Origin of the sequence: Aetokthonos hydrillicola CCALA 1050 (genome assembly GCF_017591665.1) — a bacterium.
Classification (GTDB): Bacteria; Cyanobacteriota; Cyanobacteriia; order Cyanobacteriales; family Nostocaceae; genus Aetokthonos; species Aetokthonos hydrillicola.
Window position 1 is genome coordinate 1 of the sequence record NZ_JAAKGC010000068.1, and the last position, 17855, is coordinate 17855.

The following is a 17855-nucleotide window of genomic DNA, read 5'->3' on the forward strand; positions in this document are numbered from 1 at the left end:
AGAGGGTGTCTGGTAGTACATCCGAGGCGAATAACACCGACTTTTAAGCGTGAACATGCTTCCGTCAGTGTTGCTTAAAGACCTGTAAAGTAGCCTGTCTATGTTTGGCTATGTAAAAGGGAACTATAATAAATTAAAAAATAAAAACAATAATAAATTTAAATTAATCTCAATATACTAGGATATTGACTGCATATAAATTAGAGCAGCTTGTTGGTTAGCTATAACCATATTTTCACTTAGGGAACCCAAGTGCTATAGTTCAGGTCATACATGTACAGTTTTGCATAGGTATCACAGCAAGGCGACGGATAAGCCGTAGCCTTCTTGGGCATGGGAGTAGTGTCATCCAGTAGCTATTGATTGCTCAGCAGTCAAGGGTGAAAAATAATGAACATTAACTACATAACTACTGAGAAATAAAGCAAAATCTCACTTCCTCTTCACAGGAGTTAGATGAGTTTAAAGCTACTTTGCTCCCATTAACACCTTGTTGAACGTACGGTGTTCAGTACATTATAGACGCGAGTTTAACATGATACGTCAGGGACTTCAGATTCTGCAAGTGAAAAAAGATCGCATTCTTTCTACCAAAAGCTTCGCATCTAGGCTGCCTTCTCCAGTCAGTATAACTGCTTTATTAGTTGTTGCTGGTGGATTTATAATGCCACCCATTAAAGTAAGTGCTGGTGTTGTTAATAACCAAGGCACTCTGCCAAATACAGTGGCTCAAGTCCCTGCAAGTAAAAGCGTTATTTATGTTAATCCACAAACAGGTCAAGACACTACGGGCGGTGGTTACACAGAAGCAACTCCCTATAAAACTATTACCTATGCACTTAATCAAGCTCAAGCAGGTATAGTTATTCAACTGGCTCCTGGAACATACAGCAAAGAGAACGGCGAGCAATTCCCCCTCGAAATTAAACCAGGTGTCACACTGCGAGGAGATGAATCAACTAAAGGTCAGTCAGTATTAATTAGCGGAAGTGGTATTTATATCAGTCCCACTTTTGCCCGTCAGAATGTGACTATTCGTGCTGATAAAGATAGCAATATTACAGGTGTAACAGTCACCAACCCGGAAAATCGTGGTACCGGAGTGTGGGTGGAATCGGCTAATCCTACGATTACAAACAGTACCTTTACCAATAGTATCCGAGACGGCGTTTTTGTAACTGGTACAGCTAATCCCAAAATTGAAAATAACGTCTTTGTTCAAAATAAGGGTAATGGAGTTTCAGTAGCCAAATCAGCTCAAGGAGAAATTCGTAATAACTTGTTCCAGAATACAGGTTTTGGACTGGCAATTGGTGGTACTTCCACACCCCTAGTTGCGGAAAACCAAATCCTTGATAATAAAGATGGTATTTACATCTCAGAATCTGCTAAGCCTATCCTGCGTAAAAATGTGATCCAGAAAAGTACGCAAGATGGAATAGTTGTAACCGTCAATGCTTTACCTGATCTCGGTACAAACGAAAATCCAGGTGGCAATCTGATCACCAAAAACGCTCGTTATGATCTTAATAACGCTACCAAGACCAATAAAATTTCCGCTGTTGGAAACGAAATTGACGCCAAACGCATTGCGGGGCAAGTAAACTTTGTCTTTGCCAAAGCTGAACCGCTTTCAGGCGGCGGATCAGTCGCTTTCAAGGATGTACCAACAAATTATTGGGCAAAAACTTATATCGAAGCTTTAGCGGCTAAGAGCATTATTGCTGGGTTTCCCGATGGTAGTTTTAGACCAAATGACCCTGTAACTCGCGCCCAATTTGCTGCCATTGTCACCAAAGCTTTTCAGCCACAAGCTAAGCGTCAAACCACAGAGTTTGCTGATGTACCCTCTAATTTCTGGGCTTCTCAAGTTATTCAATCTGCTTACCAAGGTGGTTTTGTCTCTGGTTATCCTGATCATACCTTTAAACCTCAAGAGCAGATTCCACGAGTACAGGCTTTAGTATCTTTAGCAAGTGGTTTGGGCTTAAGCGCTAACAATCAGAACGTCCTTTCGATCTACAGCGACGCTTCCCAAATTCCCCAGTATGCAACTGGCTCCGTAGCTGCTGCTACTGCAAAGCAACTAGTGGTGAATTACCCCACAGTCAAGCAACTTAACCCTAATCGTCAGGCAACTAGGGCAGATGTTGCAGCTTTTGTTTACCAAGCAATGGTCAATGCTGGACGAGCTCAAGTTATTCCTTCACCATATTTGGTGAAAGTGCCTTAGGGGCATGGGGCATTGGGCATAGGGCATTGGGCATGGGGCATTGGGCATTGGGTACTGGCGACTTCATATTCTTCCTCTGCCCCTTGCTCCCCTGCTCCCCTGCCCCTCCGCTAAGAGCTCCGTGCTCATTCCTTCTCCAAGCGCCAAAGGAAAACCATCAAAGCAACTACTCCTATCTGGAGTGCCAAATTAGGTAAAGCATTGTTCCAATCACGTCTAGCCAGTAACTGAGAAAAGAAAGTGATTGTCCCTATCAAGCCAGAGGCACCACAAGCGGCATAAATAAACTTCCTTATCCCACGGTAGGGAGCTGCAGCTTCAGATCGAAGGCGGGCATACTGTTCAGGCTTAATAGGATTTTTAGAATTATTTTGCGCCATAATGGTTTAAATTATGCTATACTTCTAGGTTGTGTATGCCGATGTGGCTCAGTGGTAGAGCACTCGATTCGTAATCGAGCGGTCGCGGGTTCAAATCCCGCCATCGGCTCTTTTATCAAATTAGTATGGTTTTTTCAAGTTTTGTATAATTGGGTTTTTGTACAGGACTATTTTTACGCTCAGCAATAAAATTGTGAAACGGACTGAGTTAAGAGGGCACTTGTTTGAGTATAATGCGATTTCGCCCCTCTGATTTTGCTTGGTAAAGAGCTTTATCTGCTGCCAAAATTAAATTTGTTGGTGAAGATTCAAAACTGGGAATTGTTGTCGCTACGCCTACACTTAGGGTAACGTAGTCGCTAACAGATGATTGACAGTGAGCAACTTGCAGGTTTCTTACTTCAGCTTGCATCGCTGCAGCAACGTGAACTGCGCCAGCGGCATGGGTATGTGGCATGATCACGGCAAATTCTTCACCACCGTAGCGTGCTACTAAATCCTGTTTCTTTTGCGCTGTACGGCTTAAAACAGAAGCAACTTTTTGTAAACACATATCCCCTGTAGGATGACCATAATGATCATTAAAAAGTTTAAAAAAATCAATATCACACAAAATTAGTGATAGAGGCGCTTGCTCTTTTACTAAATGTAACCACTGATTGTTTAAATAATGATCAAAGCGACGACGATTAGCGACGCCAGTTAAGCCATCTAATGTGGCAAGTTCCAGTAGAGACTGGTTAGCAGCCTCCAGCTGTTTGTATAATTGTGCCTGTTGGAGTAACCGTCGTATTCGTTGGCGAAACACTGCCCAATGTATCGGCTTAGTGACGTAATCACTAGCCCCCGCCTCAAAAGCGCGGTTAACTGAATCCGGGTCATCGAGACCTGTGATTATTAGTATAGGAGTACGATCCCATAGCTTTGAGATTATAGGATTGCCGAAGGAAGCTTCACTTTCAAAGTCAAAGTTTGCTAGTGCTAAGGCCAAATTATCCTTGGCAATTTGAATTAGGTGTTTACAGCAGGTAAAGCCATCCATAACAGGCATGACAGCATCCAACAAAATCAGATCCGGTTTGACATTTGAGTAAGCTTCTAGACATTGCTGACCATCATTGACTTCAATCACCCGGTACCCTTGCTGTTCCATTGCTTTACGTAACAGCACCCGCATAGTTCTATCATCATCGGCTACAAGGATCACAGGAGGTTGATTGGGAGTAGAAAATGGCTGTATCCCTAACATGACTTCTGTTCCATGCATCCTGTTGAATAAGGTAAAATCAGAAAATAAATTGGTTTTCCGATCAATTCCAAAATATGATGCAGGAGCATTCCCTGGATCATAGTAGACTGATCAATGGTTATGTTGGTAACTGGTGGTAGATTAGTGGCCTGCATAGATAATCGATCTGGAACGCAAAAGCATTTTTTGCCTTTTTGTGATACCAAAGGCAGCGTTGGCTAAGAGTACTATTTATTTTTCCCTGTATCTATCATGTAATTGCACTTTTGTTCAAAAATTCAAATATATAGCTTTCACCGATTAGATTTGAAGTCACAAACTTTATAAACACGGAAGTGATGAATAAAATTGCTATAGGGTATTTAATTATACATAGTTGTTACAGTATTTTGTTGAAATTGAAATAAAAAATATTAAAATTTTTTAAAAAATTTAGATTTTTCTTAAAGCTACTAAGGTTTCCATATGCCAGATCCGTTAATGTATCAACAAGACAACTTTGTTGTTCTAGAAACAAATGAACCAGAACAATTTCTTACTGTCTCAGAGCTATCAGAAAAGCTAAAGAGCGTTCTAAAAAACATCAAGTTTTCGGATTTGCCCACTGATTTGCGATCGCTTGATTCTGTTGAAGCCCAAGTAAAATACTTACTTGATACTAGTTGTCAATTGGATCTTGGTCCTGGCCAATATTTACAGTGGTATGCAGTTCGTTTGGAAAAATGAAAGAGAGCAGGGAGTAGGGGCGAGGCTTTAAACCTTTACCTCTTTTCGTAACTTTTTACCAAGATAGTGCGGGAGGCTTTCATCCCCTGCCTTTAGGCTAGGGGATGAAAGCCGACACGAGGTGATTTATCCCCCGTGAGTACTCTTTTGGGGCAACTGTTTAACGTAATCCCTGACAACTTCCCCCATTGACACCCTTTTGCTCTGTGCATAAGCCCTTAAGCTTTCGTACTCTTCATCAGTAAACCACATTTGAAATTTTTTCTGTCTTGCCACTTGACACCCTCCTGATACGCTTCCATAATAGGAGTATAACGCAAGCGTCAACAAATGGTTAGAGGAACTCAAAAAGATTTAACCAAGCCGGATGCCATCACAGAACAAATACTTATCATTCTCGGTATGGCATCAAACAGCCTGTACAACACAGGAGTTTATCTGAGTCGTCAAAGGTATTTCCTAGACAAAAAAGCCGTTAGCTACGCCAAGCTATGCAGTGATTTAAAGACTGATGAAAACTATAAGATCATGCATTCCCAGGCTGGACAGCAAACATTAAACAGCGTAGCCGAGGCTTTTTCATCCTTTCGGGAATTGGAGAGGATGTCAAAGAGTGGGTCAAGGCTTTGAGGTGAACGCGGATCTTAATGGTGCGAGTAATATACTTCGCAAAGTAGCGGTGAGTCTGGGGCATGACCTCAGCCAAATCAGTAGGGGGTGTTTGACCCATCCCTGGCGGATCTACGCCTGAATCCCCCGAATAGAATTCGGGGGAGTGGCTCAACTTGTAGTTAACTGTTCTTGTAGACAGTAACTACAGGTGTTGATTAATTTTAAACGGTAGTTAGAGCCAATTCAATTTGATTGGGAGCTACCTCCGCGACTTTAACCTCTACTCTTGGGCCAAAATAGTTGATCATTTTTTCTTGCTTTTTCTGCCAAACATCGATTGGTACTGATGGGGAATCAAACTCTAAAATCAAGCTATAAGCTCCATTGAGATCCGTCTCTCTTAATCCAGTAATGACCGGTCTGTCATCGTCCGTAGCTCCAAGACCAAGAAAAGAGAGTGCTCTATCTAAATGACCTTTTTGCCCATAGCAATATCGAGTAATATCTGTGCGAATTTTTTTTTGAGTGGGAGTTGCTTGCTGCTTACGTAACTCTAAGACTGACTTTGTTGTAGGTTGACTGAAGGGCACAGGCTTGAGTTCACTCGCTTTAAGTGCTAGCCCTCCTAAAATGAGAGGAAACCCATAAAAGAAACCCACGAGATTCAGCGTAGCATTATTGGCAGCGTAGGCAGCGAAGCCTATGCTCGTTAATACTCCACCGATTGTTAAACCGAGTGTTCCCAAAGAAATTTGGCGTAACATGATCTTAGATTAGTATCAATTCTTAATATTTCAGTTTTATCAGAAAATATGCTAACTAAGTCAGTATCCTTAGCTTGAATCCACCTTAGTTCGATTTTGCGTTAACGTTAAGAACAGTTAAGTACGCCAATAAAGCAATGGATAAACAGACAATTAAACAAAGAGTTGCCGTAGTTCAAAGTAAACGCGATTACCTACTCACGCTTCTGGAGCGACCTAACTTAGGAACTTTAAGAGTAGATGTAAATCAGGCGTTGGAAGAAATGGATGAGTTATTTGACGAATTCAAACGGACTTTTCCAGAAACAGAAATAAATTAAGCTACCGTGAGACGACTAAGGCTGAAGAGAGGGACATAAAACACCTCTTTTCAGCCTTCTTCTGTATTTCTGCTTCTCCGGTTTCGTAGTTGCACCTTTGAGGTATCTCCTTAGTAGTAAAACCTGTGGGCGCTCTACGCGTTAGCATAAAAGCACAAGGTTCTAGCCTCTCGCCGTTCTTTTTCCTTGTCATACTTAGGGTTTGGGCAGCTTTACAGCGTATTTGTGCGCTTTCCCAATTGTCTAACTAAAGCAACTAGTTCAGTGGTTGGCACATCTTTTCTGCAAAAAGCATCTAGTGTACCCATTTGGCTTATTTCCTCGAATCTGGCATCTTCTACCGAAGAGTAAGCAATAATCTGAGTGTTTGGAGCGATTGTTTTAATATGACCAGATGCACTCCAACCATCCATTACAGGCATTTGTAAGTCAAGAACGATTACATCGGGGTGACAACGTTTAACCATTTCTATAGCTTCTTGACCGTTACTCGCTAAACCCACAACTTGAATATTTGCTTGGCATGAAAAAGCTAATTTTAAGGTCAAGCGAGTTAGCTCGTGATCATCAACCAATAATAGACGTAAGGTAGTAGGCTCACAGGACAACATTAACATCCAGGTGTATGAATAAAATTATTAAACAATAACTAGTACAGTTTATGGGAATAAGTGGTGTTATTGACTCTATCTAATGGTTGAATAACTGGCATTTATTAATCAAGTCATTTCGCTCTAAAGTAGCTGCTGTTTTTCCAGAATATTAAAAAATAATGCATGGGAGGGAATTGGGTGCCAATCAAGTAAGCTAGTTATGAATGCTTGTTACATTTTTTGCTCTTATGTTGCTAATAAAATTTAAGAACTAAAGTGTGATACAGATGAATCGATTGTCATAACTTTTAATAAAAAGGAGTCAGGAGTCAGAATGCACTACCCATAAAGGGTCGAGGGTCTAACTAGAGAGGAGAGACCGTCATAAAATGTTATATACTAACGCACACAGATATCACACCGCAACTCTCTGCGCCTCCGTGTTCCTACGTCTATTTTGAAGCCTGGGCGAAGAATCTTGGGTTAAGTTCATGCTGTGATAAAAATGAACTTTTTTTAAGCCAATTTTAAGATTTCTAGAAGCTATTTTTAGCTAGTTGTCAAAGTAAGAGTAACTTTTTTTTGAATTGATTAGATTAGAAGCGACAAGGGTAGTTGCGCCTGAAGCCATAGAAGTAAGAGTCTTTTGTGAGCTAGCTTCTGGACAATCTTCACAGGGTCGCCTTTGTATATAGCTACCGTCTGGCTGTAATTCCCAAGCTTGGCGATTATCTGCTAACATAATCCCTAAAATTTCTTGCAAATCTTTGGCAATATCTACGTCTTTTATAGGAGTAATAACTTCCACGCGACGATCCAAATTACGAGGCATCCAGTCTGCACTACCAATATATATTTCTTCCTCGTTGTTGTTATAGAAGTAATAAACACGGGAGTGTTCTAAAAATCGACCCACAATACTGATAACGCGAATATTTTCACTAATGTCTTTGATCCCAGGCCGTAAACAGCAAATACCTCGCACAATTAAGTCAATTTGTACCCCGTTGCGAGAAGCTTCGTATAAACTAGCAATAATTTCAGGATCTACTAAAGCATTCATTTTCGCAACAATGCGCCCGCTCATTCCATTTTGAGCATTTTCGATTTCGCGATGAATTAGAGCATTAAAGCGATCGCGCATATTTACAGGTGCGACTAATAGTTGTCGGTAAGACTTTTGCCTTGAATATCCTGTCAAGAAATTGAAAACATCTGTAACATCAGCACCCAAGTCCTCACGAGAACTGAATAACCCTAAGTCTGTATAAATTCGAGCTGTTTTATGATTGTAGTTACCAGTACCAATATGTACATAACGACGAATGCACTCTTGTTCACGGCGCACTACCATAATAATTTTGCAATGGGTTTTTAGACCCACCAAACCATAGACAACATGAACTCCAACACTTTCTAAACGCCTTGCCCAATAAATATTATTTTCTTCATCAAATCGGGCCTTAAGTTCTACAATTACAGCCACCTGTTTACCATTTTCAGCAGCAGCAATTAAAGCATCAATAATTGGTGAATCTCCAGAAGTTCGGTAAAGGCTCATTTTTATTGCCAATACCTTGGGATCATGAGCCGCATGAGTGATAAAGCGCACTACAGATGTAGAAAAAGATTCATAGGGATGGTGTACTAGTAGATCTCGCTCTCGAATGATGGCAAAGAAATCTTTTCCTTCTTCTATATGCCGTAGATTATGATCTAACGTAGGTTTGCTAATTCTCTGTAAACGAGGGGGAACCACCGACTGACGAGGTGGATCTTTAAGTTCAGGTAATGGCAAGGCCATAAAGTACATTAAATCTCGCAGACCTAAAAGACCCTCTACTTCATATAGATCACTATCTACTAATTCCAAATCCTGCAACAGTCTGTTACGTATTGCTTCCGGCGTCTCGGGTTGAACTTCTATCCGTACTGGATTACCACCTACACGTCGTCTTCTGAGTTCCTGCTCGATCGCTAATAGCAGATCATCAGCTTCATCTTCTTCCAGTGCTAGGTCAGCATCACGGGTAATGCGGAAAGGATGGTACTCCTGAATATTCATCCCTGGAAATAGACTTTCGAGATTATGAGCTATTGCTTGCTCCAGAGGTATACCGGTCCAGTGTACTACTTCTCCATTGTTGTCAAATTTTAACTCTGATGGTAAAGATAAAAATCGAGGCAGAACAGTAGGCACTTTCACTCTTGCGAAGAATTCTTCATCCGTTACTGGGTTTTTGACGACAACCGCCAGATTTAAACTAAGGTTGGAAATGTAGGGAAATGGATGGCTAGGGTCAACAGCCAGAGGCGTCAGAACAGGAAAGATTTGCTCGTTAAAGTAATTGTCAAGATAAGTCCGTTGTTTTTCCGTTAAATCTATGTAGTTCAGTATATGGATGCCGTGATCTGCTAGCTCAGGGCGTAAGATTTGCTCAAAGTATCTATGTTGCTCAGCTACAGTGGGACGTAGAGCCTTACTGATATCGTCTAGTTGTTGTTGCGGTGTGCGACCGTCAAAAGTTAACTGGGTAACTTTCGCTTCTACTTGTTGCTTTAATGCTGCCACACGCACCATGAAAAACTCATCTAGGTTAGATGTGAAGATTGCTAAAAACTTGAGACGTTCTAGAAGAGGAGTTCGTGGATCGAAGGCTTCATGCAATACTCTTTTATTGAACTCTAACCAGCTTAATTCTCTATTGAAATAGTATTTTGGCTCTGTGAGATTTATGTGATTGTTAGAAGTCTTTTTAGGTTTTGGCATAATGACCAAGGACTAGGTAGATGTAGCCGACATGACTTAGAAATGGATAAAAATAATAGTATTTTTACTTACTAACTTGTGTCTGTAAGTAGTCGACTTTCATGTTGTATATAAACCTAATAATAAACGATAAGGGATACTTTAAATCGATTACATTTAATTTTCCCTCTCCTGGTATATCCTGCTAGATTGCTATATTCCTAGTCTATTCAGCCTCCTTAAAATAACAAATATGTTCCAAGCTACTCGTCGTCGCCTTGCTCTTTGGTATACAGCAGTAACAGCTTTGCTATTGCTGCTATTTGCCAGTGGAGTTTATTTATATGTTCGTAGTACGTTAATTGAGCGGATTGACGATACTTTAAATCATGTTGTGGAAGTCGTTACGCGATCGCTTGTGATAGAGTCACCCAGTAATGACTTAAGTAAATTCGGGATTAATGTGGAAGCGACTTTCCAGGATAATAATGAGACTGTAGAAGATGACCATATCGACTTGGAATGGTTTAGTCCCACAGGTAAATTACTTTGGTCAACGTTATCGCAACCCCTCAATATTCCAATACACCCAAACAGGATGGGTGAAACCGTTAAAGTCAACAATCTCCGCCATACTCCACTATTACTACGACAAGTTACAGAAAGAGTGGAAATTGGGCGACAGGTACTAGGATATTTGCGTGTTAGTCATCCCTGGTTTGAAGTTACAAAACCCAGCCATCAACTGATGTTCGATTTAGCACTGGGGACTTGGTTAATGGTGCTTTCTGTTGCTGCCAGTGGCTGGTTTCTTTCTGGGAAAGCAATGGAACCAGTTTATGAATCATATCAACGCCTCAAACAGTTTACGGCTGATGCTTCTCACGAACTGAGGAATCCCCTTACTTTGATTCAAACCAATGTACAAGTCGCTTTGGCCGATTTAGAGTGGAGAGAAGTTGAGGATTCCACAGGCTTACAATATCGACAACAATTAAAGGTGGTCGAACGGTTAACGCAACGCCTAGGAAAGTTAGTGAATGATTTATTGTTTTTAGCACGGCAGGATAGTGGTACCAGTAAAGATAACTTTTCTACTTGTCCGATTGATGCTTTATTAATGGAAGTTGTTGAAGAACAGCAGTTATTAGCTGCTGAAAAAGAGATTAGCCTTTCTTTAAAATTGATTGATCCTCCTAAGAGCGGGGGCGATCCCCAATTAATTGACAATTGGTTCACACTCACTGCTGACTGGGATCAACTGGCGCGGTTATTTACGAATTTGATTGCGAATGCTTTGCAATACACCCCTGCCAAAGGATGGGTGAATGTCGAATTGACAAGAGTAGAAGCAAAAAATCGTGTTTCTGGGATGCGTCACAGCAGTACCATGCAAATTAAGGTGGCTGACACTGGAATTGGCATTCCAGCAGAAGCAATACCACGTTTATTTGATCGCTTTTATCGAGTGGATCCTGCACGCACTCATACATCAGGAAACACGGTAACAGGAAGTACCACTGGTTCAGGATTAGGACTCGCGATCGCCAAAGCTATCGTTGAAAATCACCAAGGTCAAATTCAAGTGGAAAGCACCCTAGGCATTGGTACCACTATCACTGTCACTTTACCCATCATTCTAGAGTCTTAATTAAGTAATCACGAATTGTTTCCTGTGGTAGATGAAATTGAGTAACTTTACTCAATAAATTTAACAAGAACGCATGAAGATTCGAGCCAATTATTAAGCTTTTAAGAGTTTGATATTGCCGCTCATAAAAATTCCTCTCGGTAGTTATATAGACTACTAGTTTATAATCGGAAAATTTTCTTCGGCTATTGATGTATAAAAACAATTGTGGAGGGTTAGATGCCAATTTCCATACAAAGAGATGTCGTCTACAATTTACTTAAAAACATTAACGAAACCGGTCAAGGTAAGCACGAAGTAGACTTTTCAAGAATCGAGTCAGAGGAGCCAGGATTAACCGAAACAGATCTATTGGGTCATTTAGATTACCTCAATCAAAATGAATATATCAATGCTGACTTCACAAATGATGGTCGTGTTCATCAGGTAGAAATAACCGATCAAGGGCGTCAAACGTTGCAAAGGCTTGAAGACAAGGCTCACAAAACTTCAGAGAAAGCATCATCAGTTGCAATAAACGAAAAAGATTTACCCTTCCTAGAAAAGGTTATGGCGAAGGGTCACATATCTGATATTTTTGATGCTAGAGACGTCACCGAAGTAGTTTTTAGAGTGATGCGCGACCTAATGACTACAGAAGCTGCTGATCACGTAGAATCAGAACTGCACAAAGAAGCAACCCACACAGAAGATAAAGCTTTACAAATGGAAATTGCCGATTTATGGCATGATACAAATCCTATTGTCGGATTGCTCAGCCGAGTACGTCCACCTTGGCAAGGTCCTGGTATTTTTAAGATTGATTCTGATCGCTTTTTATTTCGAGTTGCAAATGAAGGCGGATTACAACCAGATGTCAACCGTGAACAAGTAGTTAAGGCAGTCTTCTCTGCAACAAAAGATGAATTGTCGCAAGAAAGAATTGAGGAAATAGCTAGCTGGTTACCTGATCACGTTCGTGAACTTTGGGAACAAGCATAAGTCAAGCAAAGTCTTTAAGTGAAAGGTCAATCTTTGCTGGGAACTTAACTGTTACCAAAGAAGGTTCCTTTACTACTAAAGGCTGAAAAAGTATTCTTAGCTCGTGTTTACTTTCATTTCTTGAATCGGATGATACCAGGGACACGAGTTCTTACCTATTAAATAATAAACAATTTCTTTACTATTAATAAAGTGTAACATCTTTGAAAGAGGTCAAAATGGAAAAAAAATCTCAAAAATTTAGAAAATCTGGCGAGCTACTAGGTATTATTTGCGGAGGGTTACTAATTGCGCTACCATCAATTCCTCTAGTAGCATTAGCACAACAACAACCCAGCGGAAAAACTAATCCTTGCCCAAAGATTTTTTACGAACCACCCCATAACAACCAAGTTGCTGTTCCTCAAGGTTGTCCGCCTAACGATTTTACACGACGAACCAACCCCCAAGGTTCTAGTGCCTCTAGTTCTGCTCCGAATACTGTTCCAACGACTCCACCACAAGAGGAGAAAAAACAGAGTAGTCTTCCAAGCGAAGATACTAACGAAAATACGTCGCAGAGTTACAGTTCCACTCAAACTAGCCAGTCATCTACGACAGGTTCAGGAGAGCAAAACTACTCTAGCAGTCAACAAACTTCTATTACTCAAACATCATCACCACGACAAAAATCCGCCGTGGCAATAGTAAAACCCACAGACGGCAAAGTTTCTATCAGGCTGGTGAATGAGACAAATGCGCCTATTTCCTACCAAGCTATTGGTGATACAAAATCGAGAACACTGGAAGGCAAGTCAGATGTACTACTGCAAGGTTTACGTATACCTGCAACAGTAACATTCCACCGTCAAGATGGTGGGCTTTTGACGGTGACACCTCAAAACTCCTCTCAGCAAGGCACTTTACAACTTAGAATGCGCGAAACAACTGATTTTGGATTGGATAGAAGTGCATTGAGAATTGAACAAAATGGTGGCGTATTTCTAAATTAGTCTGCCATACAAACTGAGGGCGTACGGCGTACGCCCCTACTGGTCAACGCTTTAAAACTTTAACTAGTTTATCAACCAATAACAATTCTTGCTTCTCATCTTTTAGGATATGAGCAAGTGTGATTGCTCTTTGATAAAAATTGCGAGCAGTTGGGTAATCACCTAGCTGTTTATATAAATTCGCGTAGCTTTCAAAGGATTTCAACTCTTCGCGTTGATTATCGGACTCTTGAGCAAGTGTTAAGCGTTGTTTTAGCAATTCAAAGACGCGTTCATAGCGACCAACAGCGCTGTGAGCAGCAACTAGACCATCAATTGCTCTTAGTTCATTCAAATGATCACGGGAATCTTTCGCTATCCGTAGTGCCATCCCATAAGCGCTAATTGTATTTTGATAATCAGATGTTGCTTGATACGCATCTCCTAAATTGTTGAGGGTATTGGCTCGCGAAATGGGATCGTCTAATTGATAACGATATTTTAAAGCATCTTCATAAAATTTAATTGCCTTGGCATAATCTCCCAACCTCGCGGTAGCTAAACCTAAATTACTCAAAGATATGCCTTGACCTTCAATATTTTTTACTGAGTCAGCAATTTTCACTGCTTCTGTAAAGCTTTGAGCAGCCGCAGCAGGTTCTCCTTTTTGTAGCAGTAACGTGCCAATATTATTCAACCCAAAAATTTGACCTTGAAAGTCTTTGACATCACGAGCGATCGCTAACCGTCGGCGTAAGGCATCTTCAGCTTCTTTGGTTCGACCTATTTGGAGATAACCCTTGCCTAAAAAATCATAAATAAGACCTTGTGCTTTAAGATCACCTATAAAGTGATAAATTTCCAATGCTTCTAACCAATACTCAACTGCTTTATCCGAACTTCCTTGTTGGTATTGTTTTTCTCCTTCGCGTAGCAATCTATCAGCTTCACTCGTTGAATCCTGCAAGATTAAGGTATTTAGAGGACGATGAAGTTGTTCAGTAATATCAGCAGCACTTACTGCCGTTGGAGTCAACAAAAAAGCAATAAATAGAATGAACAATTGATTTGGTAAGATCAATTCAACTTCTAGTCGTCTGATACCCAAAATTTGCCTGGTGTAGATTGCCAAGAAGTTAAAGGGAAAAGCGCAAGGGATAAAAAACTTTTCTCCTTTACTCCAACCTGCTAAGTTAAGGTAGCGAACCCCTAGCTCGGACACCAATTTTTTCATTTTTATTTTCCCCTTATTTACGTCTTTTAACCCCCTCTTAAAAAAGGAGGGTAATGGTGAAGGAGATTTTTAAAATAAATATTATTGAATTTATTATTTTTAAAACTTAGATATTCAGTATTTATACGATGTTGCCAGGGGTTAGTAAATTCTCCCCTAAGTAAATAGCGCGAATATCTGTTGGTAATTTCTCCTCTAGCATACGATAACCTTGTTGAAGAAAATTGGCTACTTCGGCTGGGGCGATCGCCTCTCCTTCAGCTTGTAGATAAGCAGCAATTCGCGTTTCGCTCCAATGAAAAGTCTGAGCCATCAAGACTATTAATCGCAACATTGGTAGTAATTGATCAAGTGCCCGTTCTACATAACACCATAAGGGTGGAGAAGTGGTTTTGAGAGAATAATGAATTTCTTCAGTAGGTGGTAATTCAGTGTCGTTAATACTGCGAGCAGTCATATTAATCAGCCAATTTTGCAAAGTTAGGGTTTCATTGGTCTGTTGACTGTCGTTTAAGTTTAATCCACCAAGTTCATAGTGGATATGTCGCCAGGTAAGGGCAAAAAGATAATCGGCTTGGACAGGCGATCGCGCCGAATGCTGAATCAAGGTATAAACTATCGGGCTGTATCGACAAAAAATTGCTGTAAAGTACTTTCCAGAGTCAGGGTGACGCTGAAACAGACTCAACAGTTCTTGGTCACTGTGATGAAACAGCGACTTAACGAGTGGGTGATTTGCTTCAGGAAAATGAGGGATTTGCACGGTGATCGTGAATAAAAAACTAATCGTATAGTATTTTGATTGTGGTTTTATTGCAAATTAACAACCAGAGGGCTTTGTAATTGATACACTATAAAGAAGGACTTAATTTTAAGTCGAAATCGATCAAACCCAAAGCAGCTCCTTTCTACATTGCTTGATGTATTCATGGTTATAGCAGTTAGTGTTACTCAGTTCTTGGTCAGTCCTTTGACTCTGGGGTCTTTTTTGCCCTCTCTACCCTTAGATAGCCTCTTCTCTACCCAAGGCATTATGGTGATGCTACTAGCGGCATACGCTGGTGCTATGTGGCTATTCCTTACCAGTGCACCAAAAGTATATACCGTTATGGTATCGGATTTGGATATTGCGCGACAGTTGTATGAAGGACTGCTTGATCTACCAGTAGCTGAAGTGCCCTTGCACTACTACTACAACTACGAGCAAACAATAGGCGCAACAGGAGTTGATCCCCTTTATCTATCCAACAGTCCCTCTTTTTCCAGTGGTAGAATGACGAATGCTAGTGAGGGTCTTTGGTATCAGTTAAAGAAAAATACTCAACTGCACGTTATAACTGGAGCTAGCTTAGGTGACAAAAATCAACAGCGACACGTTTGCTTTGATCACGAATGTTTGGAAATGATTTTACTGCGAGTGGAAGCGCGTGGTTTAAAATTCAAGATCCGTAACCGCAAGCCCTTGAATTTCTTGGTTAAAGACTACGAAGGGCGTGTTATCGAAATGGCTGAAGTTGCAAATTAGTGCCTTGATCGGCTGACTTGGTTAAGATGTTTCAGGGGTAGGCAAAACTACCCCTGTTTTGCTTTTAGTACAATTAGAAAATTGTCATGCTCAGATAAGTGTAATTTAAAACAGAGTAATGACGACTTGTTGATCAAGGACAAACAACTATGAACCATCGTTCAGCCGCTGGAATCAAAGCTGCTCGAATACTGACAGTATCTGGATTCGTATTGATTACTTCTTTTTTTGTAGATTTTCTATTTCTGCTGTTCCCTTTTCAAGTAGCTAATAATTTATGGCAAATTGAGGTGATGACAGCACTAGTTGAGCGGGGAATCCTACCTTTGGTGGGCTTTAGCCTCCTGTTTGCTGGTTATTGGATTGATTCTCAAGAAGAAGATAGTCATCCACCTATAGATTTGAGATTTCCAGCAATAATACTGTCTGGTCTTTTAGGATTGATATTCTTGCTGATATTTCCTATACACCTTAATAATGTTCGTCAAGGTAGTCTTCAAGCAATAGAGCAAATAAATCTACAAGCACAGCAGCAAGAAATCCAGCTCCAAAATAGGCTTAACCAATTAAAAACTCAACTGAGTGATGAAAAAACTAAAGAAGCTTTAGAAAAGCAGAAAAGTGAACTTAAAACTCGTTATACTGATATACTCGGAGATGAGCAACTGTATCAGAACTTTCTTGATGATCCTACTGTTAGCCAACCTCTTAAAGACTTGTTCAAAAACTTTAAGGCTAATCCTCAAGAATTAGATCAGTATATTGAAAAGCAAAGTGACCCCCAAACATTTGCAGATCAAGAATTGAGCAAAATTCGCCAGATTAAAGAAGTTGCCGAGAAACAAGCTAGAGATAGAGCCTGGAAGTTTGGACTACGAATTAGTATTAGTAGTTCACTTTTATCTATGGCTTTTATTATTATCGCTTGGACAGGATGGACTAAAATCACCAAACCTGATCCTATAAGCCAGCCTAAAATAGAGGAAAGCCTTGCTACAAAATAATTTTTGTCGATAAGAGGCTATCTATCCCTATCCTCAACAATGGAGGATAGGGAATTGTGTTAACTGATTTAACATAAAAAATTCAGGAGTCAGGAGGAGCCATTGTTCAACAAGAGCAGTCAGAATTGTGTTGGACAGCATACCGAAATTTCCACCCGACTTCTGAATTCTTTTTAAAGATTTTACAGCACAATTGTTTTTTGATTTTTAAGAAAATAGTTGTTTTTTTATTTTCAAGCAAATAAGAGCTATAATAAGCTTTAGAGCGGGATTTTTCTGTAACAGTAGCAATTTTCAGGAAAATACATTCTTTGAAGATTTTCGCTAAAATTTTGCTAGATCATAGAGGGTCATTTCATTATTAAAAAAGGTAATTTTAAATGAAATCACCCTCTTATTATATGAGGTTTTTGGTAGTTCAGTAAACTCTCCATCTTTCTCTAAAAAGTAAATCCAAATGTTGAATTGATAACACAAGACTGAATAGACTATAGGACATTTGCATGTAGTGGTCTTGTAATCCAATACTAGCCAAATAATAGCAATATACCAACAATATGGGCGCAAAGTTACGGTTTGAATACGATCACTTTGAAGACATCTTGTCTATCAACACTCTACCCCCATACCCCGAACAAGAACCCGCAGAAATTGACTATGGTGTGATTGCTCGTCTTAACCCTACGACTGGAGAAATTGAGAACCTGGAAATTCTATTTTTTTCTAAAAGGTTATCAGAAAAAACACCATTTGAACTACCATTAAAAGCGAATTTTGACTTTGCTTTTAATAAGTAAGGTATTGACAGAATTCAGCAGTCAGAACTCAGAATTCAGCATGAATTTGGTAGGACTGTATTGCCC

General features: G+C 40.2%; 17 protein-coding genes and 1 tRNA gene. 11 read left to right on the forward strand and 7 right to left on the reverse strand.

Going from position 1 to position 17855, the window contains the following annotated elements:
• Nucleotides 1–535: 535 nt before the first annotated feature.
• On the forward strand, nt 536–2233 hold the full coding sequence (locus tag G4P69_RS26145; RefSeq protein ID WP_208340292.1) for a DUF1565 domain-containing protein: 1698 nt from the start codon (nt 536–538) through the stop codon (nt 2231–2233).
• 125 nt (nt 2234–2358) lie between these two features.
• Here the strand turns inward: G4P69_RS26145 and G4P69_RS26150 are convergent, their stop codons facing one another.
• Nucleotides 2359–2613 (reverse strand): DUF3493 domain-containing protein, encoded by a 255-nt coding sequence (locus G4P69_RS26150; protein WP_208340293.1) that lies wholly within the window; start codon nt 2611–2613, stop codon nt 2359–2361.
• 37 nt (nt 2614–2650) lie between these two features.
• On the opposite strand from G4P69_RS26150, the gene G4P69_RS26155 reads away from it, so the two are divergent.
• Nucleotides 2651–2722 (forward strand) — tRNA-Thr (locus tag G4P69_RS26155).
• Nucleotides 2723–2821: 99 nt separating this feature from the next.
• On the opposite strand, the gene G4P69_RS26160 is transcribed toward G4P69_RS26155, so the two are convergent.
• Entirely contained in the window at nt 2822–3862 is a 1041-nt protein-coding gene (locus G4P69_RS26160) for a response regulator (protein WP_208340294.1), read from the reverse strand.
• A 465-nt stretch (nt 3863–4327) separates the two neighbouring features.
• Here G4P69_RS26160 and G4P69_RS26165 point away from each other — a divergent pair, with 465 nt between their 5' ends.
• Both G4P69_RS26165 and G4P69_RS26170 read left to right on the forward strand, forming a co-directional pair.
• Nucleotides 4328–4588, forward strand: coding sequence for a chlororespiratory reduction protein 7 (locus tag G4P69_RS26165; protein WP_208340295.1), 261 nt, complete (start codon nt 4328–4330; stop codon nt 4586–4588).
• 330 nt (nt 4589–4918) lie between these two features.
• Nucleotides 4919–5218 carry a hypothetical protein gene (locus tag G4P69_RS26170; protein WP_208340296.1) on the forward strand — a complete coding sequence of 100 codons (300 nt, stop codon included), beginning with the start codon at nt 4919–4921 and terminating at the stop codon, nt 5216–5218.
• Nucleotides 5219–5421: 203 nt separating this feature from the next.
• Here the strand turns inward: G4P69_RS26170 and G4P69_RS26175 are convergent, their stop codons facing one another.
• Nucleotides 5422–5964 (reverse strand): DUF2854 domain-containing protein, encoded by a 543-nt coding sequence (locus G4P69_RS26175; protein WP_208340297.1) that lies wholly within the window; start codon nt 5962–5964, stop codon nt 5422–5424.
• A gap of 137 nt (nt 5965–6101) precedes the next feature.
• Here G4P69_RS26175 and G4P69_RS26180 point away from each other — a divergent pair, with 137 nt between their 5' ends.
• Nucleotides 6102–6284, forward strand: coding sequence for a hypothetical protein (locus tag G4P69_RS26180; RefSeq protein ID WP_208340298.1), 183 nt, complete (start codon nt 6102–6104; stop codon nt 6282–6284).
• Nucleotides 6285–6496: 212 nt separating this feature from the next.
• On the opposite strand, the gene G4P69_RS26185 is transcribed toward G4P69_RS26180, so the two are convergent.
• The gene (locus tag G4P69_RS26185; protein WP_208340299.1) at nt 6497–6901 is read right to left on the reverse strand and encodes a response regulator; all 405 of its coding nucleotides are present in this window, start codon (nt 6899–6901) and stop codon (nt 6497–6499) included.
• A 529-nt stretch (nt 6902–7430) separates the two neighbouring features.
• Complete coding sequence (ppk1, locus tag G4P69_RS26190; protein WP_208340300.1) at nt 7431–9647, reverse strand: polyphosphate kinase 1; 2217 nt, start codon at nt 9645–9647, stop codon at nt 7431–7433.
• Between the two features lie 232 nt (nt 9648–9879).
• On the opposite strand from ppk1, the gene G4P69_RS26195 reads away from it, so the two are divergent.
• The 3 genes from G4P69_RS26195 to G4P69_RS26205 all read left to right on the forward strand — a co-directional run bounded on the left by G4P69_RS26195 (nt 9880) and on the right by G4P69_RS26205 (nt 13250).
• Complete coding sequence (locus tag G4P69_RS26195) at nt 9880–11277, forward strand: sensor histidine kinase (protein WP_208340301.1); 1398 nt, start codon at nt 9880–9882, stop codon at nt 11275–11277.
• A gap of 513 nt (nt 11278–11790) precedes the next feature.
• The gene (locus tag G4P69_RS39500; protein ID WP_310833665.1) at nt 11791–12258 is read left to right on the forward strand and encodes a DUF2267 domain-containing protein; all 468 of its coding nucleotides are present in this window, start codon (nt 11791–11793) and stop codon (nt 12256–12258) included.
• A gap of 218 nt (nt 12259–12476) precedes the next feature.
• Nucleotides 12477–13250, forward strand: a complete 774-nt coding sequence (locus G4P69_RS26205; protein ID WP_208340303.1) for a hypothetical protein — start codon at nt 12477–12479, stop codon at nt 13248–13250.
• Nucleotides 13251–13293: 43 nt separating this feature from the next.
• Here the strand turns inward: G4P69_RS26205 and G4P69_RS26210 are convergent, their stop codons facing one another.
• Complete coding sequence (locus tag G4P69_RS26210) at nt 13294–14463, reverse strand: tetratricopeptide repeat protein (protein WP_208340304.1); 1170 nt, start codon at nt 14461–14463, stop codon at nt 13294–13296.
• Nucleotides 14464–14584: 121 nt separating this feature from the next.
• Complete coding sequence (locus G4P69_RS26215) at nt 14585–15226, reverse strand: sigma-70 family RNA polymerase sigma factor (RefSeq protein WP_208340305.1); 642 nt, start codon at nt 15224–15226, stop codon at nt 14585–14587.
• A 165-nt stretch (nt 15227–15391) separates the two neighbouring features.
• Between G4P69_RS26215 and G4P69_RS26220 the strand changes: the two genes are divergently transcribed.
• From G4P69_RS26220 to G4P69_RS26230, 3 genes are all read left to right on the forward strand, one after another.
• Nucleotides 15392–15988 carry a glyoxalase-like domain protein gene (locus tag G4P69_RS26220; RefSeq protein WP_208340306.1) on the forward strand — a complete coding sequence of 199 codons (597 nt, stop codon included), beginning with the start codon at nt 15392–15394 and terminating at the stop codon, nt 15986–15988.
• A 149-nt stretch (nt 15989–16137) separates the two neighbouring features.
• Nucleotides 16138–16992 carry a hormogonium polysaccharide biosynthesis protein HpsJ gene (gene hpsJ-B, locus G4P69_RS26225; RefSeq protein WP_208340307.1) on the forward strand — a complete coding sequence of 285 codons (855 nt, stop codon included), beginning with the start codon at nt 16138–16140 and terminating at the stop codon, nt 16990–16992.
• A gap of 557 nt (nt 16993–17549) precedes the next feature.
• Entirely contained in the window at nt 17550–17789 is a 240-nt protein-coding gene (locus G4P69_RS26230; protein WP_208340308.1) for a DUF2283 domain-containing protein, read from the forward strand.
• Nucleotides 17790–17855: the final 66 nt, after the last annotated feature.

Coding starts and splice junctions, on each gene's coding strand:
- G4P69_RS26145 (WP_208340292.1), top strand. CDS start 536: ATGATACGTCAGGGACTTCAGATTCTGCAAGTGAAAAAAGATCGCATT.
- G4P69_RS26150 (WP_208340293.1), bottom strand. CDS start 2,613: ATGGCGCAAAATAATTCTAAAAATCCTATTAAGCCTGAACAGTATGCC.
- G4P69_RS26160 (WP_208340294.1), bottom strand. CDS start 3,862: ATGTTAGGGATACAGCCATTTTCTACTCCCAATCAACCTCCTGTGATC.
- G4P69_RS26165 (WP_208340295.1), top strand. CDS start 4,328: ATGCCAGATCCGTTAATGTATCAACAAGACAACTTTGTTGTTCTAGAA.
- G4P69_RS26170 (WP_208340296.1), top strand. CDS start 4,919: ATGGTTAGAGGAACTCAAAAAGATTTAACCAAGCCGGATGCCATCACA.
- G4P69_RS26175 (WP_208340297.1), bottom strand. CDS start 5,964: ATGTTACGCCAAATTTCTTTGGGAACACTCGGTTTAACAATCGGTGGA.
- G4P69_RS26180 (WP_208340298.1), top strand. CDS start 6,102: ATGGATAAACAGACAATTAAACAAAGAGTTGCCGTAGTTCAAAGTAAA.
- G4P69_RS26185 (WP_208340299.1), bottom strand. CDS start 6,901: ATGTTAATGTTGTCCTGTGAGCCTACTACCTTACGTCTATTATTGGTT.
- ppk1 (WP_208340300.1), bottom strand. CDS start 9,647: ATGCCAAAACCTAAAAAGACTTCTAACAATCACATAAATCTCACAGAG.
- G4P69_RS26195 (WP_208340301.1), top strand. CDS start 9,880: ATGTTCCAAGCTACTCGTCGTCGCCTTGCTCTTTGGTATACAGCAGTA.
- G4P69_RS26205 (WP_208340303.1), top strand. CDS start 12,477: ATGGAAAAAAAATCTCAAAAATTTAGAAAATCTGGCGAGCTACTAGGT.
- G4P69_RS26210 (WP_208340304.1), bottom strand. CDS start 14,463: ATGAAAAAATTGGTGTCCGAGCTAGGGGTTCGCTACCTTAACTTAGCA.
- G4P69_RS26220 (WP_208340306.1), top strand. CDS start 15,392: ATGGTTATAGCAGTTAGTGTTACTCAGTTCTTGGTCAGTCCTTTGACT.
- hpsJ-B (WP_208340307.1), top strand. CDS start 16,138: ATGAACCATCGTTCAGCCGCTGGAATCAAAGCTGCTCGAATACTGACA.
- G4P69_RS26230 (WP_208340308.1), top strand. CDS start 17,550: ATGGGCGCAAAGTTACGGTTTGAATACGATCACTTTGAAGACATCTTG.